General features: G+C 48.5%; 16 protein-coding genes and 1 pseudogene. 9 read left to right on the top strand and 8 right to left on the bottom strand.

Annotation, left to right across the window (positions count from 1 at the left end):
- Positions 1 to 10: 10 nt before the first annotated feature.
- Both AB9P05_RS04150 and AB9P05_RS04145 read right to left on the bottom strand, forming a co-directional pair.
- Positions 11 to 331 (bottom strand): heavy metal-binding domain-containing protein, encoded by a 321-nt coding sequence (locus tag AB9P05_RS04150; protein WP_371907546.1) that lies wholly within the window; start codon positions 329 to 331, stop codon positions 11 to 13.
- Positions 332 to 429: 98 nt separating this feature from the next.
- Positions 430 to 774 (bottom strand): VOC family protein, encoded by a 345-nt coding sequence (locus tag AB9P05_RS04145; RefSeq protein WP_371907545.1) that lies wholly within the window; start codon positions 772 to 774, stop codon positions 430 to 432.
- Between the two features lie 211 nt (positions 775 to 985).
- Here AB9P05_RS04145 and AB9P05_RS04140 point away from each other — a divergent pair.
- Positions 986 to 1,918, top strand: a pseudogene (locus AB9P05_RS04140) (isoaspartyl peptidase/L-asparaginase family protein).
- An 18-nt stretch (positions 1,919 to 1,936) separates the two neighbouring features.
- On the opposite strand, the gene AB9P05_RS04135 reads toward AB9P05_RS04140, so the two are convergent.
- Positions 1,937 to 2,440: a nuclear transport factor 2 family protein gene (locus AB9P05_RS04135; RefSeq protein WP_371907544.1), complete on the bottom strand. Its 504-nt coding sequence runs from the start codon at positions 2,438 to 2,440 to the stop codon at positions 1,937 to 1,939.
- A 172-nt stretch (positions 2,441 to 2,612) separates the two neighbouring features.
- Here AB9P05_RS04135 and meaB point away from each other — a divergent pair, with 172 nt between their 5' ends.
- Entirely contained in the window at positions 2,613 to 3,611 is a 999-nt protein-coding gene (gene meaB / locus AB9P05_RS04130) for a methylmalonyl Co-A mutase-associated GTPase MeaB (protein WP_371907543.1), read from the top strand.
- A 34-nt stretch (positions 3,612 to 3,645) separates the two neighbouring features.
- On the opposite strand, the gene AB9P05_RS04125 is transcribed toward meaB, so the two are convergent.
- Positions 3,646 to 4,857 carry an exo-beta-N-acetylmuramidase NamZ domain-containing protein gene (locus AB9P05_RS04125; protein ID WP_371907542.1) on the bottom strand — a complete coding sequence of 404 codons (1,212 nt, stop codon included), beginning with the start codon at positions 4,855 to 4,857 and terminating at the stop codon, positions 3,646 to 3,648.
- A 44-nt stretch (positions 4,858 to 4,901) separates the two neighbouring features.
- On the opposite strand from AB9P05_RS04125, the gene AB9P05_RS04120 reads away from it, so the two are divergent.
- Positions 4,902 to 6,119 (top strand): ABC transporter permease, encoded by a 1,218-nt coding sequence (locus tag AB9P05_RS04120; protein WP_371907541.1) that lies wholly within the window; start codon positions 4,902 to 4,904, stop codon positions 6,117 to 6,119.
- On the opposite strand, the gene AB9P05_RS04115 is transcribed toward AB9P05_RS04120, so the two are convergent.
- A complete protein-coding gene (locus AB9P05_RS04115; RefSeq protein WP_371907540.1) occupies positions 6,116 to 7,231 on the bottom strand; it encodes an ABC transporter substrate-binding protein in 1,116 nt (371 codons plus the stop codon). The two genes, AB9P05_RS04120 and AB9P05_RS04115, sit on opposite strands and share 4 nt — an antisense overlap.
- A 90-nt stretch (positions 7,232 to 7,321) precedes the next feature.
- Here AB9P05_RS04115 and AB9P05_RS04110 point away from each other — a divergent pair, with 90 nt between their 5' ends.
- On the top strand, positions 7,322 to 8,023 hold the full coding sequence (locus AB9P05_RS04110) for a diphthine--ammonia ligase (protein WP_371907539.1): 702 nt from the start codon (positions 7,322 to 7,324) through the stop codon (positions 8,021 to 8,023).
- 65 nt (positions 8,024 to 8,088) lie between these two features.
- The gene (locus AB9P05_RS04105) at positions 8,089 to 8,793 is read left to right on the top strand and encodes a head GIN domain-containing protein (RefSeq protein WP_371907538.1); all 705 of its coding nucleotides are present in this window, start codon (positions 8,089 to 8,091) and stop codon (positions 8,791 to 8,793) included.
- Between the two features lie 62 nt (positions 8,794 to 8,855).
- Here AB9P05_RS04105 and AB9P05_RS04100 read toward each other — a convergent pair whose 3' ends face one another.
- Positions 8,856 to 9,560 carry a hypothetical protein gene (locus AB9P05_RS04100; RefSeq protein ID WP_371907537.1) on the bottom strand — a complete coding sequence of 235 codons (705 nt, stop codon included), beginning with the start codon at positions 9,558 to 9,560 and terminating at the stop codon, positions 8,856 to 8,858.
- 69 nt (positions 9,561 to 9,629) lie between these two features.
- On the bottom strand, positions 9,630 to 10,187 hold the full coding sequence (locus tag AB9P05_RS04095; protein ID WP_371907536.1) for a GNAT family N-acetyltransferase: 558 nt from the start codon (positions 10,185 to 10,187) through the stop codon (positions 9,630 to 9,632).
- Between the two features lie 216 nt (positions 10,188 to 10,403).
- On the opposite strand from AB9P05_RS04095, the gene fmt reads away from it, so the two are divergent.
- The 4 genes from fmt to AB9P05_RS04075 all read left to right on the top strand — a co-directional run bounded on the left by fmt (position 10,404) and on the right by AB9P05_RS04075 (position 14,715).
- On the top strand, positions 10,404 to 11,324 hold the full coding sequence (gene fmt / locus AB9P05_RS04090) for a methionyl-tRNA formyltransferase (RefSeq protein ID WP_371907535.1): 921 nt from the start codon (positions 10,404 to 10,406) through the stop codon (positions 11,322 to 11,324).
- Positions 11,321 to 11,812, top strand: a complete 492-nt coding sequence (locus tag AB9P05_RS04085) for a dihydrofolate reductase (protein ID WP_371907534.1) — start codon at positions 11,321 to 11,323, stop codon at positions 11,810 to 11,812. Before fmt ends, AB9P05_RS04085 begins: the two co-directional genes overlap by 4 nt.
- 7 nt (positions 11,813 to 11,819) lie before the next feature.
- Positions 11,820 to 12,617, top strand: a complete 798-nt coding sequence (locus tag AB9P05_RS04080; RefSeq protein WP_371907533.1) for an SDR family oxidoreductase — start codon at positions 11,820 to 11,822, stop codon at positions 12,615 to 12,617.
- A gap of 169 nt (positions 12,618 to 12,786) precedes the next feature.
- The gene (locus tag AB9P05_RS04075; RefSeq protein WP_371907532.1) at positions 12,787 to 14,715 is read left to right on the top strand and encodes a DUF3857 domain-containing protein; all 1,929 of its coding nucleotides are present in this window, start codon (positions 12,787 to 12,789) and stop codon (positions 14,713 to 14,715) included.
- A 72-nt stretch (positions 14,716 to 14,787) separates the two neighbouring features.
- Here AB9P05_RS04075 and AB9P05_RS04070 read toward each other — a convergent pair whose 3' ends face one another.
- Positions 14,788 to 16,527 (bottom strand): murein L,D-transpeptidase, encoded by a 1,740-nt coding sequence (locus AB9P05_RS04070; RefSeq protein WP_371907531.1) that lies wholly within the window; start codon positions 16,525 to 16,527, stop codon positions 14,788 to 14,790.
- Between the last annotated feature and the right edge of the window lie 68 nt (positions 16,528 to 16,595).

The following is a 16,595-nucleotide window of genomic DNA, read 5'->3' as shown; positions in this document are numbered from 1 at the left end:
TTGCGGTTATTTACTCATATCGAACAGCGGTACCACTGGCTATCACCATTAGCATGCCGTTATTACTGCCCAGTGTTTCGTAGTCCAGGTCCACCCCGACTACTGCGTTGCCACCCATCGCCTGAGCCTTCTCTTTCATCTCAGCTACGGCAGTATCTTTCGCTTCACGTAGTACTTGCTCGTAAGAGCCTGAGCGACCTCCTACAATGTCTCGTATACTTGCGAAAAAATCACGGAAGATATTAGCTCCTATTATCGTTTCGCCTACTACCAGGCCTTTATATTCGGTGATGGTTTTACCCTCTATGGAATTGGTTGTAGTTACAATCATGGTATTTTTTATTTAAGTTCTTCAATCACTATGTACGGTAACGATCAGCCCTGGATATGTTATTTCTATAAGCGGATAAATAAGCGTTCCAGTGGAGCTTATTCGTACTGATCGAAAAGGATCGGGTTGCCGTCAGGGTCATTGATCACGAATGAGCAGGGGCCTTTGGTTGCCTTCATGCCTTCGCCCATATACTCTATATCGATGGTGTCCTTAATAGTACTATGTATTTCGCGAGCGTCTTTAGGATGGAAAGTGAGCGTGTTCTTAGGAAACATGCTTTCAAACAGGCCGATCTTAATGTCGCCGTTGGACATCACCAACCACTTTTCTTTTACTGAACCGCCGTTGGGTATCATAGAAAAGCCGAGCTTTTCATAAAAGGCTTTCGATTTTGTAATGTCCTTTACTACCAGTGAGGGATAAAATACGCCTAAATCCATGTCCTTGTGAGGGTAAAATATAATTATACAGCCTTTGCCGTCCTTTTTTCCTTTCCATAAAGGCCTGAGAGTTGATTTTGTTATATTCCTGCCGGTTTAAAATAAATAAACAAGCGGGCAGGCACATGGATGGCTTTGGTGAGCCAGGTGCATAGAAGTATTCATTGCTCCACCTTTGCCTTTGCGGCCTGTTCATCTTATCATCGGGTATATGCAACACCACCACACCTATGCGCTGGCTATTCACGGAGGAGCAGGAGCTATCCTGCCTGAGCGAATGAAAGCGGAAAAGAAGGAACGGCTTGAAAAAGCTCTTCACTTTGCCCTGGAGAAAGGCTATGAGGTGCTTGCCCGCGGCGGGTCTGCCCTGGAAGCGGTGGAAAGTGCCGTACGCGCATTAGAGGATGAACCTTCCTTCAATGCTGGACGCGGCTCTGTTTTTAACCATCATTGACACCAGGAGATGGAGGCTGCCATCATGACCGGGCATGACCTTCAGGCCGGTACAGTGACAGGAGTACGCTCTGTCAGAAACCCCGTCACCCTGGCCAGGCATGTGATGCATCATTCAGATTTTGTCATGATGAGCGGAGAGGGAGCCGAAGAATTTGCCTCACGACAAGGGCTTCCTCTGGAGCCGGATGAGTATTTCTTCTCTCAGCTAAGACACGATCAGTGGCAGCGGGCCTTGAAGAGGGATCAAGTGACACTGGATCATTCGGACGATAAGAAATTTGGTACGGTGGGAGCCGTTGCCCTGGATAGCCAGGGCAACCTTGCTGCAGCCACCAGTACAGGCGGCCTCACTAACAAGAAATACGGCCGCATAGGTGATAGCCCTGTCATTGGGGCTGGCACCTATGCAAATAATGCTACATGTGCTGTGAGCTGTACGGGTTATGGGGAGTATTTCCTGCGTGCGCTCGTGGCTCATGATATTTCCAGCCTTATGGAATATAAAGGCCTTACCCTACAGCAGGCCTGTGATGCAGTGGTGCAGCACAAACTGGTGGAAATGGGGGCTGAAGGGGGCCTGATTGCAGTAGATAAAACAGGTATGCCAGTGCTTTCTTTTAATTCAGACGGGATGTACCGGGGCTGGGTCAGAAAGGGTGAAGAGCCTTCCGTAGCAATGTTCAAATAAGTGACTGCCGGCTGATGATTACTCCTGGCTTTCCCGCCATTCCGTAACAGGCATGGTCTCATTTTGAGCCTCCCAGGTAAGAAATGTGATCCGCCACTGCCCGTTTACCTGTATCAGATGGTAAATATTGATGCCACGCATAATTTCTTCGCCTTCCATGTTAAACTTAATGGCGTACGGCTGCCATACCACCGCGGTTTGTCCGTAGGTATGTACTACCGGATCAGTAACAGGGTATTCGTAAAAGCCGTTTTTAAGGTAGTTAGCCCCCGCTTTTTCTATAAACTCTTCAAGCGTAAGGTGACGTACTTCTTCCTCTCCATCCGTAGACTTGCGAAGCAAACTGATCCGGACGTCCGGCGTGAAGTAAGAACGAAAACTATCCCAATCTCTTTCCACTCCTTTGAGGCCTTCCAGAGACTTCAGAGAGTTTTCAGCTACCTCCGCCGGAGACAGGGACATGTTTTGGGCCTTAGCAGACAGACAAAACAGGAGGCATACAGTTAATAGCAGGTATTTCATAGATTAGTCTTTGCTTTGATACCTAAAGTAGGGAATGAAAGGAATGTCTTCACAGTAATTCCTGACAGAGGGTGTAATTCTTTGACTAAAGAACATGGGGAGGTTTTAATCAGTCAGCGACCGTTTCCGATTCGATCACAAATACCGATAGATTTTTTACCTTAGCCAAACTATGGCAGCACGCAGAAAAAACAGGCTTTCACTTGAAGAGTACCGCGAGGGAATACTAAATGGCGACCGCATCACACTGGGCCGGGCCATTACCCTGGTAGAAAGTACCCTGACTGAGGACCGGGAGATGGCTGAAGAGCTGCTGGACAGCCTCATGCCTGAAACAGGCAAAAGCATTCGTATAGGAATTACCGGGGTGCCGGGAGTAGGCAAAAGCACCTTCATTGAGTCTTTTGGCACCTTGCTTACCGGCCATGAGCACAAAGTGGCTGTGTTAGCGATAGACCCCAGTAGCCGAAAAACGGGGGGCAGCATCATGGGGGATAAGACCCGTATGGAGGAATTAAGCCACGACCCTAATGCATTTATCAGGCCCTCCTCTACCGGCACTACATTGGGTGGAGTGGCAGGCCGTACCCGGGAAGCCATGCTTCTCTGTGAAGCGTCAGGTTTTGACATAATATTTATTGAAACAGTAGGGGTTGGGCAGTCTGAAACTGCCGTGCATGGCATGGTCGACTTCTTCCTGCTCCTTATGCTTGCCGGTGCTGGGGATGAACTGCAGGGCATTAAAAAGGGTATTATGGAAATGGCCGATGGCATAGTGATCACCAAAGCGGATGGAGATAACCTTAAGACTGCTAAAAAGGCAAAACAAGAATATCAGAATGCGCTGCACCTGTTCCCAACTAATGAATCAGGATGGTACCCTAAGGTACTCACCTGCTCTGCTATGAAAAGCCAGGGCCTTACGGAAGTATGGGAACTGATAGAGAAGCACCATAAGGCCCTTTATCAAAATGGCTTCTTTGATAAGAAGCGAAAAGATCAGCAACTGCAATGGATGCAGGATGCGATCGAACATCAGCTTATCGTCGATTTTTATGCGAGCGAGCAGGTAAAGGGCTCTATTGACCGGATTACCTCTGATGTGCTGGCCGGCAACACCAGCCCTGGCAAGGCCGCCAGAGACTTGCTGAGGCACTACCGCAATCATTGACCCTGGCCGGAGAGGCGCCTGCTATCAGATCCCATTACTTATATAGCAAATACTTTTTACGCATCTCCTTATATGCCTGTAGCTCTTCCTGCCAGCTCATACGTATATCTTCCCCATTGAATCCCTGCTTGATTTGCTCCGCCAGTACATCCGTACCTGCCAGCAGGTTGAAAAAATCAGTGAAAAAAGGTTTTGAGCCTTCCCATTTATTGTGATAGTCGATGAGGTAGGTTAGGTCAAGACCCTCCGGCTGCTCATCACTATTGCGAAAATCAATTCCGTAGCAAGTTTTACCCTCCAGCTTGGGGCTCTTAGCCATCCCGGGAATACTTTTCGGTGTGAAGGTAAACACTCCGTATGATGGCTCAGGGTAGCCTATTGCCTGAAAAGGGAACACCGTGCCCCGTGCTACACTGATGGGAGTGCCTTCAAAGAAGCATAGGGAAGGATACAACTGAATGCTTAGGTCATTAGGCAGGTTGGGAGAGGGCTTCACCGGTAGCGTATACGACATATCGTGTGAATAGTTGACTACAGGAACTACCTCCAGTTCGCAAGTTAGTCCCCCGGCCAGCCAGCCTTCACCATTTATCATCCTGGCCAGTTCACCCACTGTAAGTCCGTGGAGCACAGGAATAGGGTGCATCCCCACAAAGCTTCTGAACTTTTCCTTCAGGATAGGGCCATCGATGTACATTCCGTTAGGATTTGGCCTGTCCAGCACCACCAGTTTTTTGCCGTTTTCGGCACAGGCCTCCAGGGCGTAGTGCATGGTGCTGATGTAGGTATAGAAGCGTACGCCCACGTCCTGCAGGTCAAAAACCACCACATCGATATCCGCCAGCTTATCCGCAGACGGCTTTTTGTTACTTCCATAAAGGCTTATGACAGGCAGCCCGGTTGCCGGATCCACCCCGTCCTGTACCTTTTCACCGGCATCAGCCGTGCCGCGGAAGCCATGCTCAGGCACCATGATCTTTTTTAGCGCCACCCCTTTTTCCAGTAGCAAGTCCACCAAGTGCTGTTCGCCGGTGGTAGAAGTCTGATTTACGATCACCGCTACATTTTTGCCTTCCAAAAGAGGGATATAAGCCTCTGGCCTGGCAGCAGCGGTCATGATAGATTTTTCTTGCGGGTATTCCTCTGCAGGGGGCCGAGCCTGTTTTTGCCGGTCGTCACTTGCTGCGCAGGCGGTGACTGGCAGTAGCGCTAAAAACATTATCACCAGCAGAAGGTAGTTTCTCATAGTTTCGTAATTTGCAGCTTCAATATTTAACGGCAGGAAAGGCTTTGCAATTCCCTTACTTCATTTTCAAGCGACTTAATTCCTCAGAAAACGGTTCGTTTTCCCGCACCATACACAAGGTAGCCGTAGCCAGCGTTGGGTTTGGCCTGGCCGCCGTCCTTATCTCCATCATGATACTGGATGGGTTTCAGAACACTATCCGGGAAAAAGTTTTTGCCCTGGGCGGTCACCTGCAGGTCATCAAATATACTATGGGTAATTCATACGAAGAAGAGCCCATCTCTCTCAATGTTCCAATATATCAAAACCCGGACCAGTTTTACCAGGTCACCCATGTGCAGGAGTTTGCTAACAAAGCAGGCTTGCTCAAGACGGATGAGGATGTATACGGTGTGCTGCTAAAGGGGGTCAGCCATAGCTTTGATATGAATCGATTTGGTCCGAATATAGTCGAGGGCCGCTTTCCCGAGCTGCCGGACTCCGGCTACAGCAGGGAAGTAATGATAAGCCGGAAGATAGCCAATAAGCTTAAGCTCGGTGTGGGAGATAAGGTGCTCATGTATTTTATCATGAACCCTATCCGGTATCGTCCCCTTACCATCAGTGGTATATATAACACTGCCCTGGAGGATTTCGATGAAAAGGTCATACTTGGTGACCTTAATATGATCCGCAGGCTGAACGACTGGCCCGATTCGCTGGCAGGGGGGCTGGAGCTGTTTGTGAAGGACTTTAAGGGCATAGATATAGCCCAGGAAAAAGTGAGAGACCAGGTTAATTATGATTTCAATGTACTGAAAGTCACAGACCGCTATCCGCAGATATTCGACTGGTTTACCCTCTTAAATCAGAACGTGGTCATCCTAACCACCATTATTGTGACGGTGGCCCTGTTTAACATGATCTCGATACTGCTTATTCTCATCATGGAGCGCACCCAGATGATTGGCTTACTTAAGGCTATGGGGGCTAACAATAAGCAGATAAGGCAGATCTTCTCCTATAACGGTATGAGACTTACCATTCGCGGCATGGTGATAGGCAATGCCGTGGCCATCGGCTTCGGGCTTATCCAGCAGCAATTCAAACTGATACCCCTCGATCCGGAAAACTACTACATGGAGTTTGTTCCCATTGCCTGGAACCTCCCTATTATGATTGGGTTAAATGTCGGCATCTTCCTGCTTACCTCGCTGGTGCTCGTATTACCTACCTGGCTCATTACCCGTATAAAACCGATCAAAGCCATACGGTTTAGCTAAGGGAGCTTTTCGTAAAATGTCAGCGTGTCTGCATTTACTCCTGTAGCTGCCATGTCCGGCTGCAGGATCAGGATCAGGTCTTTCAGCACAAGATCAGGCCTGGCATAGCCTAGCTCATAGTACAGGTTTCCGTTAGCAGTGCCATTACTTTTAAGTGGATTATAGACCTCGCCTTCTTTCCAGGGGGCAAAGTACGTATAGCGCACATCAGCCGCTGCCATGTCTTTAAGGCTCGTGTAGTTACTGGCATTGAGCCACACATCTGCATGCTGGGCTTTTTCCAGCACCGGCTCAAAGGCCATCTGCAGGCTGCCGGCCCCTTCAGTATCCTTCCAGAGGTACCTGCCTCCCGCATCATGGATAAAAGTAGCCACCCAGCTTTCACCGGCCGGAACGTACCACGTATCTCCATACAGATTAGAAGCCATTACGGCCGGCTCAGGATCATTCTGTGTGGCTCTTTGCCTCAGCGAGTCATAGCGCTCACTGATAGTCGTAAACAGGCTGTCAGCAAGGGCCTCTTTATCATAAAAAGCCCCGAAAAATTTGATCCATTCGGCCCGCCCCAGGGGGTGCTTTTCCAGGTAGTCTGTATTGTACACCATGCGATGCCCCGCCGCATTCAGTACCCTTTCGATAGAAGATGGTTCACCTACACCAAATCCGAATACCACCTCAGGCTCAATCTGCAGTAGGAGTTCCCGGTCTATCTGTGTGCCCTGGCCCAGGTCGTAGAGGATGCCCTCTGAAGCCATTTGCCGGTATATGCGGGTGGATATAAGGCTTGTATCCGGAAAACCCCTGACTGTGGAGGCTACGCCGAGCATGTTCAGCATAGGCAGGTATGAGGTCGATAATACGGCTGTGCGGCTCACCGGGGTGCGAATGACATCTTCCTCACCCAGGTGATCAGGCACTGGCTCACCTTTAGGCACCAGGTAATAGCGGGCAGGTCCGGCAGCCCCCTGCCAGGGCTCGTTTATCGTAACTTCAGTATAGGTCTGGTGCCGTATGAGTTTAAAGGTTTCCGCATAGGCCATAAGAAGGCTGTCGCCCTCAGCAGGGGTGAGCGCAGGCTCCTTCTCCGGCTTGTCAGGGCTGCAGGCTTGCACCGCAACACACAGTAATAGCAGTAAATAAGAGATACGGGTATACATGTATGCAAACCTACGCTATCTGATGAAAAAATATAACTTGCAGGTATGAAGATAAGTCTGAGCTGGAGCGGAGGAAAAGATTCTGCCATGGCCCTGTACCGTTTACTCCAAAGCGGACAGCACCATGTAGTTAATCTACACTGTGTGGTAGGTGAAGACACCGGGCAGGTGCCTATGCATGAGGTGCCGGTAGAGCTTATTCAGAAGCAGGCCGAAGCGATAGGTTTACCTCTGAAGCTGATTTACATGCCTTCGGTGAGAAGTAACGATGCCTACCGGAAAACCATGGAGCAGTTTGTGAAGGAGTGTCTGAATGAAGGGATTGAGGCCCTGGCCTATGGCGATATTTTCCTGGAGGACCTAAAGGCTTACCGTGAAAGTATGCTGCACGGCTCAGGGTTAAAGACTGTATTTCCCTTATGGAAAGAACCTACCGGCGAGCTCATTAAAGAGTTTGTACAGAGCGGATTTAAAACCTCTCTGTGTGCTGTGAATAGTAAGCATCTGCCGGAAAGCAGGCTGGGAGAGACGATAGACGAGGAGTGGATTAGTAGCCTGCCCAAGGAGATAGACCCTTGTGGGGAGAATGGGGAATACCATTCCTTTACCTTCGACGGTCCCGTTTTTAATCATGCCGTTTCCTTTGAAAAAGGACCGGTTTATTCACAGGAATACCCGGACCCTGAAGGAAGTGAGGCTCCCGTTAAAATTTATTTTATGCCCTTTTTTACTGGAAAGGAAAAATAATCAACATCAATCTGCAACCCTTCCCAGTATTTGTTGTCCTTAAGGAAATCAACAACTGCACTAACATGAGAAGAACTATGCTTTATATATCAATGGCCATGATTGCATGCGTCATGCTGTTTTCTGCCAAAGCAAATGCGCAGCGCACGCCCGATATTCAGGCGTTCAAAAAACTGAAGGTTTCCGGGGCTTATACCCTTTCCCTGAAGCAGGGTAACGAATACTCGCTAAGGATGGAAGGGCCTGACGATAAACTTGATAAGGTGGAAATAAGTAACCAGGGGAATACCCTCGAGATTGGTACTAAAAGAAATACCAGCGAGCGTTGGACCAATTTCGATGACGTAAAGATTTTTATTACCTATCGTGATCTGAGTGAGATCAACATCAGCGGAGCATGTAATATAACTACCGATGGACAGATGAAGGTAGACGACCTCAAGCTGGATATTAGTGGTGCCGGTGAACTTACAATCGACCTGAAGGCTAACTCACTTGATACTGATATTAGTGGTGCGGCCTCTGTTGAGCTTCGAGGTTCAGTGGATACCCATGACATAGAACTTTCCGGAGCGGGTACCTATTCTGCTTATGAGCTGGAAAGTAAGGATGTGGATGTTACCAGCAGCGGAGCAGGTACTGTAAAAGTTCATGCTTCCAACAGGCTGAATGCCAATGCCAGCGGTGTGGGTAGTATTTATTATAAAGGAGATCCCTCTGACACTCATCTGAATACCAGTGGCATGGGCAAAATCAAGAATAAGAACTGATCATTTGTTTGTCATAATAAAGGAGAAAGCTGTCTGCAGGTAAGCAGGCAGCTTTTTTGGTTTCAGACCACTCCCTTATAAGACCTTCTTCTCCGGTAGGCTCTCAGGTACACCATCAGGTCCGACAGGTGAGAGTAGATCACTATAGGTACCACCACAGCGGGTAACAGTACATAAGGGAAATATAATACGGCCCTGTTTGGCTGATCAAAGCCAAACTGCTGAATGGGGAGTTCTGTGGACAGTACACCGTGTACTAAAATAAACAGTACAAGACCCAGGCAGATGATATTCCAGAAGATCATGAAGATGGGCTTTGCCAGTTTTCTGGAAAGAAGCCAGGCTACCAGTGGAGCCGTAAGACCGGATAATATATCGTAGTTGCGCCCGCCGAAGGTCATTATTTCAGGCACCGCGCCGTACAGGAACAGCGCATAAAGCGTAACCTCCACAGGTATGCGGACAGTGTGCATGACTGTGCTTGTTACCAGGTTTTTCTCCCGGGCCATTTTGCGGCTTTTCCTTCCTGCCAGACCTATAATGATGAGTAGTGCCGCGCCTATGAGTGGGAAGGTAAATGGAGGAGGCAGTACATTCATATTCTGGTATACTCCCATGAGCGAGAGCACCGAATGAAGCCCGGCCCAGCCCAGGGTCAGAATTAGCAACCCCGTCTTTTGGCCGTTTGCCAGGTAAAAAATGAATACGGTAGCCAGTACAGTCAGAATAAAAAATATATCCAGCCAAAGGGGAGTGTATTCTAACATAGTGTATGCGGATAGCGATAACAAAATTTACATAGTACAACGATACATATCAAGCTGATTAAGCGAAGGTCATGATCTGGTTCTCTCTTTATCAACAGAATAATACACGCAAGGCTGCAGATGAGGTGCATCCTTTAGTCGTGGGTGCATGAAGGTGCCCTGCCGGGACATGCCTAGTTTCTTCATGACCCTTTCCGATGGCGTATTCACCTGCGGGCAGGTGGCATAGATGGTGTTCAGGCGACAGTTTTCAAAGCCAAAGGTAAGGCATGCGCGGGCCGCTTCCGTAGCAAGCCCCTTTCCCCATACAGATTTATCCAGCCGCCAGCCTACATCCGTGCAGGGCATAAACGGCAAGCCTTCATATGTTTGGTAGAGAAGGCCTGTAAAGCCTATAAGCCTTTTGGTGGCTAATAAAAAGACAGGGAAATAGCAGTAGCCCCGGTCAGTATAGCTCTTCTGCATGCGGTGTATAAACTCTTCCGTCTGCTTGTATGTAGCTGGTGCAGGAAAAAACCTCATTACCTCCCGGTCGCCGCTTATAGCCGCCATAGCCGGAATATCCCCCTCTAGCCAGGGTCTGAGGCCTACCCGCTCTGTGGTAATTAGAAAATCTGCCTGCGCCATCAGTTAAATTTACTATGGCCCACCACCCCTGCATACGTTAAAATAGTAGAGTGGAAGTATAGCTATCTGGCCGGTAAGCGGGACATGTAAATTGCTCAAGCACTGGCCTTATGGTATGAGTTCCTGGTAGAGGAATGAGGATGTATTATTCAGAATGGGGTAACTGTTCGCTATTTTTTCTAGTTTTATCCCCGTTCACACTAAGACTTTTTTTGCATGCATGACCTCCGTATCATTTTTATGGGCACCCCAGAGTTTGCAGTGCCAAGCCTTCAGATTCTTGTCGAGAATGACTTTAATGTAGTGGCCGTTATCACCGCCCCGGATAAGCCCAAGGGCAGAGGCAGAAAGGTGGCTACCAGTCCTGTCAAGGGCTATGCCGTACAGCAGGGTATCCCCGTACTGCAGCCAACTAACCTTAAGTCTGAGACGTTTCAGGCAGAACTGAAGTCATATAATGCTAATCTGCAGGTGGTGGTGGCTTTTCGTATGCTGCCTGTAGCCGTCTGGGACATGCCTGAGATTGGTACCTTCAATCTGCATGCATCCCTGCTACCCCAGTACAGGGGAGCTGCCCCTATAAACTGGGCCATTATCAATGGTGATAAGGTAACGGGTGCCACCACCTTTTTCCTGAAGCATGAGATCGATACGGGGAATATCATTTTTCAGGAGAAGGAGCCCATCCACGAAAATGATAATGCGGGCACGCTGTATGAACGCCTGATGCATATGGGGGCGGGGCTGGTGCTAAAAACGGTGAAAGCAATAGAAACCGGTGACTATCCGCAGGAGCCTCAGAGCGCAGAGGGTGAACTGAAAGCTGCGCCGAAAATATTTAAGGAAACCTGTGAAATAGACTGGAAGAAGAGCGCTTCTGAATTATATGACTTTGTCAGGGGCCTTTCCCCTTATCCAGCCTCATGGACCAGAATCAATGACCGGCAGTTGAAGGTATTCGCCAGTCAGGTAGTACCTGGAAATATAGAAGGCCTGGAGGCCGGTGAGTATAAGACCGACGGCAAAAGCTACCTGCACTTTCAGACCGGCAAGGATACCCTGGCCATTACTGACCTTCAGATAGAGGGTAAAAAGAGAATGAAAATAGAAGACTTTTTGAGAGGAAACACACTATGATCCGATCCATAATCGTCGCAAAGAGCGAAAACAATGTGATAGGCAAGGACAATGACCTGGTTTGGAAAATGCCCGCCGACCTGAAGCATTTTCGCACCACCACCACGGGGCACTTTATCGTGATGGGACGCAAGACCCTGGAAGCTACCCAAAAGCCGCTACCCGGCCGTACAAGTATCGTTATCACCCGGCAGCAAGACTTCAGGGCTGAGGGCTGCCTGGTCGTTAACAGCCTGGAAGAAGCTTACGCCCTGGGGGAAAAGTACCGCCAGGAGGAGCTTTTTATCCTGGGGGGAGGGGAGATATACAAGCAGGCGATGACGTCTGCCGATAAGATTTACCTGACGGAGATAAAAGAGACCTTTAAAGGCGATACCTATTTTCCAGAGATCGACTATACCATCTGGAAAGAGGTAAAAAGGGAAGAGCACAAGGCAGATGAGAAAAACCCGCACGATTACGCCTTTATTGAGCTGGTAAGAAAATAACGACCTCATGAGCCACTTCCGGGATAAAATAGTATGGATAACAGGTGCCTCCGGCGGCATAGGGGAGGCCCTGGCCTATAGGTTTGCTTCGGCAGGGGCAAAGCTTATCCTTTCTGCCAGGCGTGAAAAGGAACTGCAGCGCGTGAAAGATGCTTGTGAGGGCGATGGGGAAAATATTGCCATACTGCCGCTGGATTTGGAAGCTACATCTTCTTTTTCTTCCAAAACGCAAGCTGCTATTGAAGCTTTCGGCCACCTTGATATTCTCATTAATAATGGCGGCATAAGCCAGCGCTCGCTGGCAAGCGAAACCAGCCTTGAGGTAGACCGCCGCCTCATGGAGATCAACTATTTTGGTACCGTAGCCCTTACCAAGGCATTGCTACCTCATTTTACTTCGCGCGGACAGGGGCATATTGCCGTGGTATCCAGTCTGGTGGGCAAGTTTGGAACGCCCTACCGCTCGGCCTATGCCGCAAGCAAACATGCATTACACGGCTTCTTTGACTCCCTTCGTGCTGAGCTTTATAAGTATCCTATCCATATTACAATGCTATGTCCCGGCTTTATCCACACCCAGGTCTCTGTAAATGCCCTGACTGCCGATGGGTCACCGCTAGGCGAAATGGACGATGCCCAGCAGCAGGGCATGGACCCCGATACCTGTGCCCGCCAAATGCTGGCCGCCATTGCCAGCAAAAAGGAAGAGGCCTACATGGGAGGTAAGGAAAAATACGGTGTTTTGGTAAAACGCTTTATTCCACGACTCTTCAGCCGGATAGTCAGAAAGACTAAGGTGCGTTAAATCTGATTGTACCTTTTTGCCTGTAAATCACTTTTAGCTGTCGAAATTGCCTTCATATCAGGCTCTTAGGCTGTTTTTTCTGATTGGTAACAGATAAGGCAAAAAGAAAATTGGCGTGCATTTTTCAATATCAGGCAGTAGTTTTGCTCTGCCTAAATTGAATGATAGCATGAAAATCACTGTAAAGCTCCTTCTGGGGCTGGCCACCTTTTTCTTAATTTCCACTTCTCTTATTGCTAAAAACCCGTCCAAATGGGGCGAACTCACCAGCCAGGAGATTACCCTGAAGGAAGTGCCTTTCGATAAGGATGCGCATGCCGTAGTGCTTAATTACTACGGAGAGTTACGCTATATGCCAGGTTCACAACCGCGGCTGGATGTGCATAAGCGCATTAAGATTCTGGACAAAGAAGGGCTAGATGCGGCCAATGTCGCTATCTCATATTATGCTGACGAGAATATAGAAAATGTGGTAGGCTTGAAAGCACAGGCCTTACTTATCCGCAATGGACAAGTAGAAAATGTGAAGCTTGGCAAAGATGAGATATATGAGGTAGAGACCGGCAGGTTTACCAAAGAGATCCGGTTTACCTACTCCGGCGTACAGCCGGGTGATGTCATCGAGTACAGCTATGGGATTTATACAAAAAACAACGTCTCTCTGTGGGATATTATGTTCCAGCACGAGTACCCGGCCTTACAAAGCGGCCTGCAGGCCTTAATCCACCCTGACCTGGGGGTTAGGATTTTCTTTCATGGTGAAAGGCTAAACCGTAAGTATGGCGGTGAAGCCACGAATGAATGGGTCCTAACCAACGTAGCAGCCTTGAAAGATGAGCCTTATACCTGGAATCTGAAAGACTACGCCGAGTGGGTGGAGTTCCAGCTGGATGAATATTACTATCGAAGTGACTATGCCGGCATAGACAGCAAAACGATAAACCGGAGCTGGGAGCAGATAGCTGGTGAGCTTAATGAGGATTATGATTTCACGGGGTATTTTACCAAAGGCTACTACCTGCGCAGGATGCTCGAGGAGTGTGGTGCCGATACGCTAAGCGGGCTGGCCAAAGCAAAGAAAATCTACAGGTATGTGCAGACTACCTATAAGTGGAACCATGTAAATTCGCGCTATCCCGACAGGTTTGTCATTTTTAATGATAAAAAGGAGGGCAACATTGCCTCTATAAACATGCTGCTTGCGGCCCTGCTACGCAAGGCAGGTTTTGAGGTGAGTCCGGCCCTGGCCAGTACTAAATATCACGGCCTTATCATGGAGCATAATCCCGTGATCAGCCAGTTCAATACAGTCCTGTGCCTGATGCACTATGAGGGTAAGAACATTTTCCTCAATGCGGTGAATCCTTACCTGGGATTTGGCTATCTGAGAGATGAGGACCAGAACGGTAAAGCCTTCATGGTTAATAAAGCCAACCACGGATGGGTAGAAATAACGTCGCTGAACCCTTCTGTAGATATTGTGATGGAACAGGTATCCATTGCAGATGGCCGGATCACACGCAAAATCTCCCTGAAGTCGGAAGGAGTACAGGCGTCGGATTTGAGAGAGTTTTTTAATTCCATTGAGGAAGATGAGTTAGCGGGGAAGTATGAGACCGGTATTTATGAGTTTAGCGATGCAAAACTGGAAAACCTCGATAACCCGGATGAGCCGCTAAAATTCTCATATACCATGACAAGCCCTGTGGATGAGGCCGGCGATCTTATCATTCTCTCCCCGGTACTCTTACATTCATACGATGAGAGCCCCTTTGTAAATGAGGAGCGCAGCCTTCCGGTAGACTTCGCTAGCAGCTACTCTGAAAAATACATTGTGAATATTCAAATACCCAATGGGTACGTGGTAGAGGACCTGCCGCAGAGCGAAAAGGTGGTGCTGCCAGATCAGGGCGGGTCGATGTTATTTATGAGCCATGCGATAGGCAGTATGGTGCAGGTCCAGATTTTGGTGGAGATTAATAAAACCTTTTTCAGTGTAAGCGAGTACCCCGGCCTGCGGACCATGTTTGAGAGAGTGGTAGCTAAGTTTGCTGAACATATTGTATTTAAAAAGAAAGAGGAGGCCCAGAAACCATAAGGTATTGAGGCCCCTTAAAGAAAAAGGGCTGCAGATATTGTCTGCAGCCCTTTTTATATGTTTAGCTGAGTTCTATCTCTGCGAAAGGTAGCGTTGCTGTATGTCGTCCATGCCATATACATCCTCACGAAAGTTAAGCGTGCCGCTCTCGTCCACAAAGGCCGTCAGGTACAGAAAATACACCGGAATCTTGGATTCCAGCACTACATTTTCCGGCTCAGGCATATTCATGTACTCATTTATTTTGCGCATGTCCCAGCTTGGATCCTGCTTGCTCAGCAGCTTCATGGCCAGCTCTGCAGGTTTCTCCAGGCGAATACATCCATGGCTGAATGACCGCTGAGGCTGACTGAATAGGTGGTCTGCAGGGGTGTCATGCAGGTAGATGGCGCGCTTGTTAGGCATCATGAATTTTACCTTGCCAAGGCTATTGCCACCACCGGGTTGCTGCTCTATAAAATAAGGGAAGTTATCCGCCTCCACATCGTCCCAATCTATATCATAGGGGTCCAGTTCCTCAGCCTTATCGTCCCAGCTTGCATATAGCTTAAAGTTTCTGGAAGCCAGGTACCCAGGGTTTTTCCTCAGGATAGGCAAAAACTCCTTGCCGGCGATACTCGGCGGAACCGCCCAGGTAGGGCTAAAGGTCACATACTCAAGGCTATCTATTATTACCGGAGTAGTATGCTCTCTGTCGCCGATTACTACGTTCATTTCCAGCTCTTTACTATTATCGCTATAGTAGCGGAGTTTATATTCCGGCAGGTTTACGATGATAAAGTCTTTCTTGTTAGAAAAAATAGGCTGCCAGCGTAGCCTCTCCAGGTTTAGCCGAATGCGGCTTATTAATACATCAACCGGTTCATTTAACCTCTCCAGGGTACTACCCCCTACCAGTCCGTCCACCTCCAGGCCATGGCGTACCTGAAACTCTTTCACCTTTTCAGTCAGCTCTTCTGTAAAAGCCACAGCCTCCAGCGAGTCATCCTCTACTCCCGGGTAATCTCCGGTGATCGTAAGTCTTTTTTTGAGTCGGATCACGGCCTGGTTTGAGTCCCCCTCTTCCAGCAGATCTACACCGGTAATGCGGGGCCATCCCCCTTTTTCTTTTATTTCTTCATACTCGGCGAGAGCCTCTTTCATCTTTTCATAAGCGAAGAAAGGAGGCCTGTTTGCCTCTACCAGCTCATCCAGGTCACCCTCTCTGAGGGCCTTATTCATCTGAGTAGCCAGGGTCATTTTTTCACGGATCACTTCCCAGTCTTCCCTGATTTTTTCGGGCCGGATCTTGCCATAGTGCAGGTCCGATAGGTATCTCAGGGCAAGTGTGCTCAGAAAGATGTCATGACGGAGTATATCTGTAAAGTTCTTATTTTCACCTTCATACAGGTTTTTGGCCCACTTTTTGGCCTTTTCTACCTGATAGTCAGAAGGCATCAGCCCCTCTTCATCTGCTTTGGAAAGCAGGGCCAGCAGGTCCTCCTGCGTGTCTCCACCCTCTGCATAGGTGGTCCACACCGTGCGATAGTCCCGTAGTTTATAGAAGTTCTTCACCTCTTCCCTTATCTCATTGCTATACCCTGAGCTGCCGATCCAGTCTTTTCGCGGAAGCGTGTCGAGCAAATTCTTCAGGTAATGCTGTTCCAGTTTGGCTAGGTCATCCGAGTTGCCCGTGTTTACCTGCAGGGTGTCCGGACCTTGTGCAGACAGCGGGATTATCTGCTGTTTATTGTTCTGACAACTTAGGGTTACAAAGAGTATAGAAAGAAAGAAGAGAGTAATGGTAGATCTAAAAAAGTCGTTAGATGTCATATAGGTAAAAAAATAATCTATTGATTATAAATAACCCGCAAGACTGTACGATTGTTGGTTTTAATTGT

Origin of the sequence: Roseivirga sp. BDSF3-8 (assembly GCF_041449215.1) — a bacterium.
GTDB lineage: Bacteria > Bacteroidota > Bacteroidia > Cytophagales > Cyclobacteriaceae > JBGNFV01.
This window is presented reverse-complemented; position numbering and strand designations above follow the sequence as displayed.

What these genes read in the sequence shown, in the direction of transcription:
- AB9P05_RS04075 (WP_371907532.1), top strand. Translation starts at nt 12,787, where the DNA reads ATGAAAATCACTGTAAAGCTCCTTCTGGGGCTGGCCACCTTTTTCTTA.
- AB9P05_RS04145 (WP_371907545.1), bottom strand. Translation starts at nt 774, where the DNA reads ATGGATTTAGGCGTATTTTATCCCTCACTGGTAGTAAAGGACATTACA.
- AB9P05_RS04100 (WP_371907537.1), bottom strand. Translation starts at nt 9,560, where the DNA reads ATGTTAGAATACACTCCCCTTTGGCTGGATATATTTTTTATTCTGACT.
- AB9P05_RS04070 (WP_371907531.1), bottom strand. Translation starts at nt 16,527, where the DNA reads ATGACATCTAACGACTTTTTTAGATCTACCATTACTCTCTTCTTTCTT.
- AB9P05_RS04095 (WP_371907536.1), bottom strand. Translation starts at nt 10,187, where the DNA reads ATGGCGCAGGCAGATTTTCTAATTACCACAGAGCGGGTAGGCCTCAGA.
- AB9P05_RS04125 (WP_371907542.1), bottom strand. Translation starts at nt 4,857, where the DNA reads ATGAGAAACTACCTTCTGCTGGTGATAATGTTTTTAGCGCTACTGCCA.
- fmt (WP_371907535.1), top strand. Translation starts at nt 10,404, where the DNA reads ATGCATGACCTCCGTATCATTTTTATGGGCACCCCAGAGTTTGCAGTG.
- meaB (WP_371907543.1), top strand. Translation starts at nt 2,613, where the DNA reads ATGGCAGCACGCAGAAAAAACAGGCTTTCACTTGAAGAGTACCGCGAG.
- AB9P05_RS04150 (WP_371907546.1), bottom strand. Translation starts at nt 331, where the DNA reads ATGATTGTAACTACAACCAATTCCATAGAGGGTAAAACCATCACCGAA.
- AB9P05_RS04105 (WP_371907538.1), top strand. Translation starts at nt 8,089, where the DNA reads ATGAGAAGAACTATGCTTTATATATCAATGGCCATGATTGCATGCGTC.
- AB9P05_RS04080 (WP_371907533.1), top strand. Translation starts at nt 11,820, where the DNA reads ATGAGCCACTTCCGGGATAAAATAGTATGGATAACAGGTGCCTCCGGC.
- AB9P05_RS04135 (WP_371907544.1), bottom strand. Translation starts at nt 2,440, where the DNA reads ATGAAATACCTGCTATTAACTGTATGCCTCCTGTTTTGTCTGTCTGCT.
- AB9P05_RS04085 (WP_371907534.1), top strand. Translation starts at nt 11,321, where the DNA reads ATGATCCGATCCATAATCGTCGCAAAGAGCGAAAACAATGTGATAGGC.
- AB9P05_RS04110 (WP_371907539.1), top strand. Translation starts at nt 7,322, where the DNA reads ATGAAGATAAGTCTGAGCTGGAGCGGAGGAAAAGATTCTGCCATGGCC.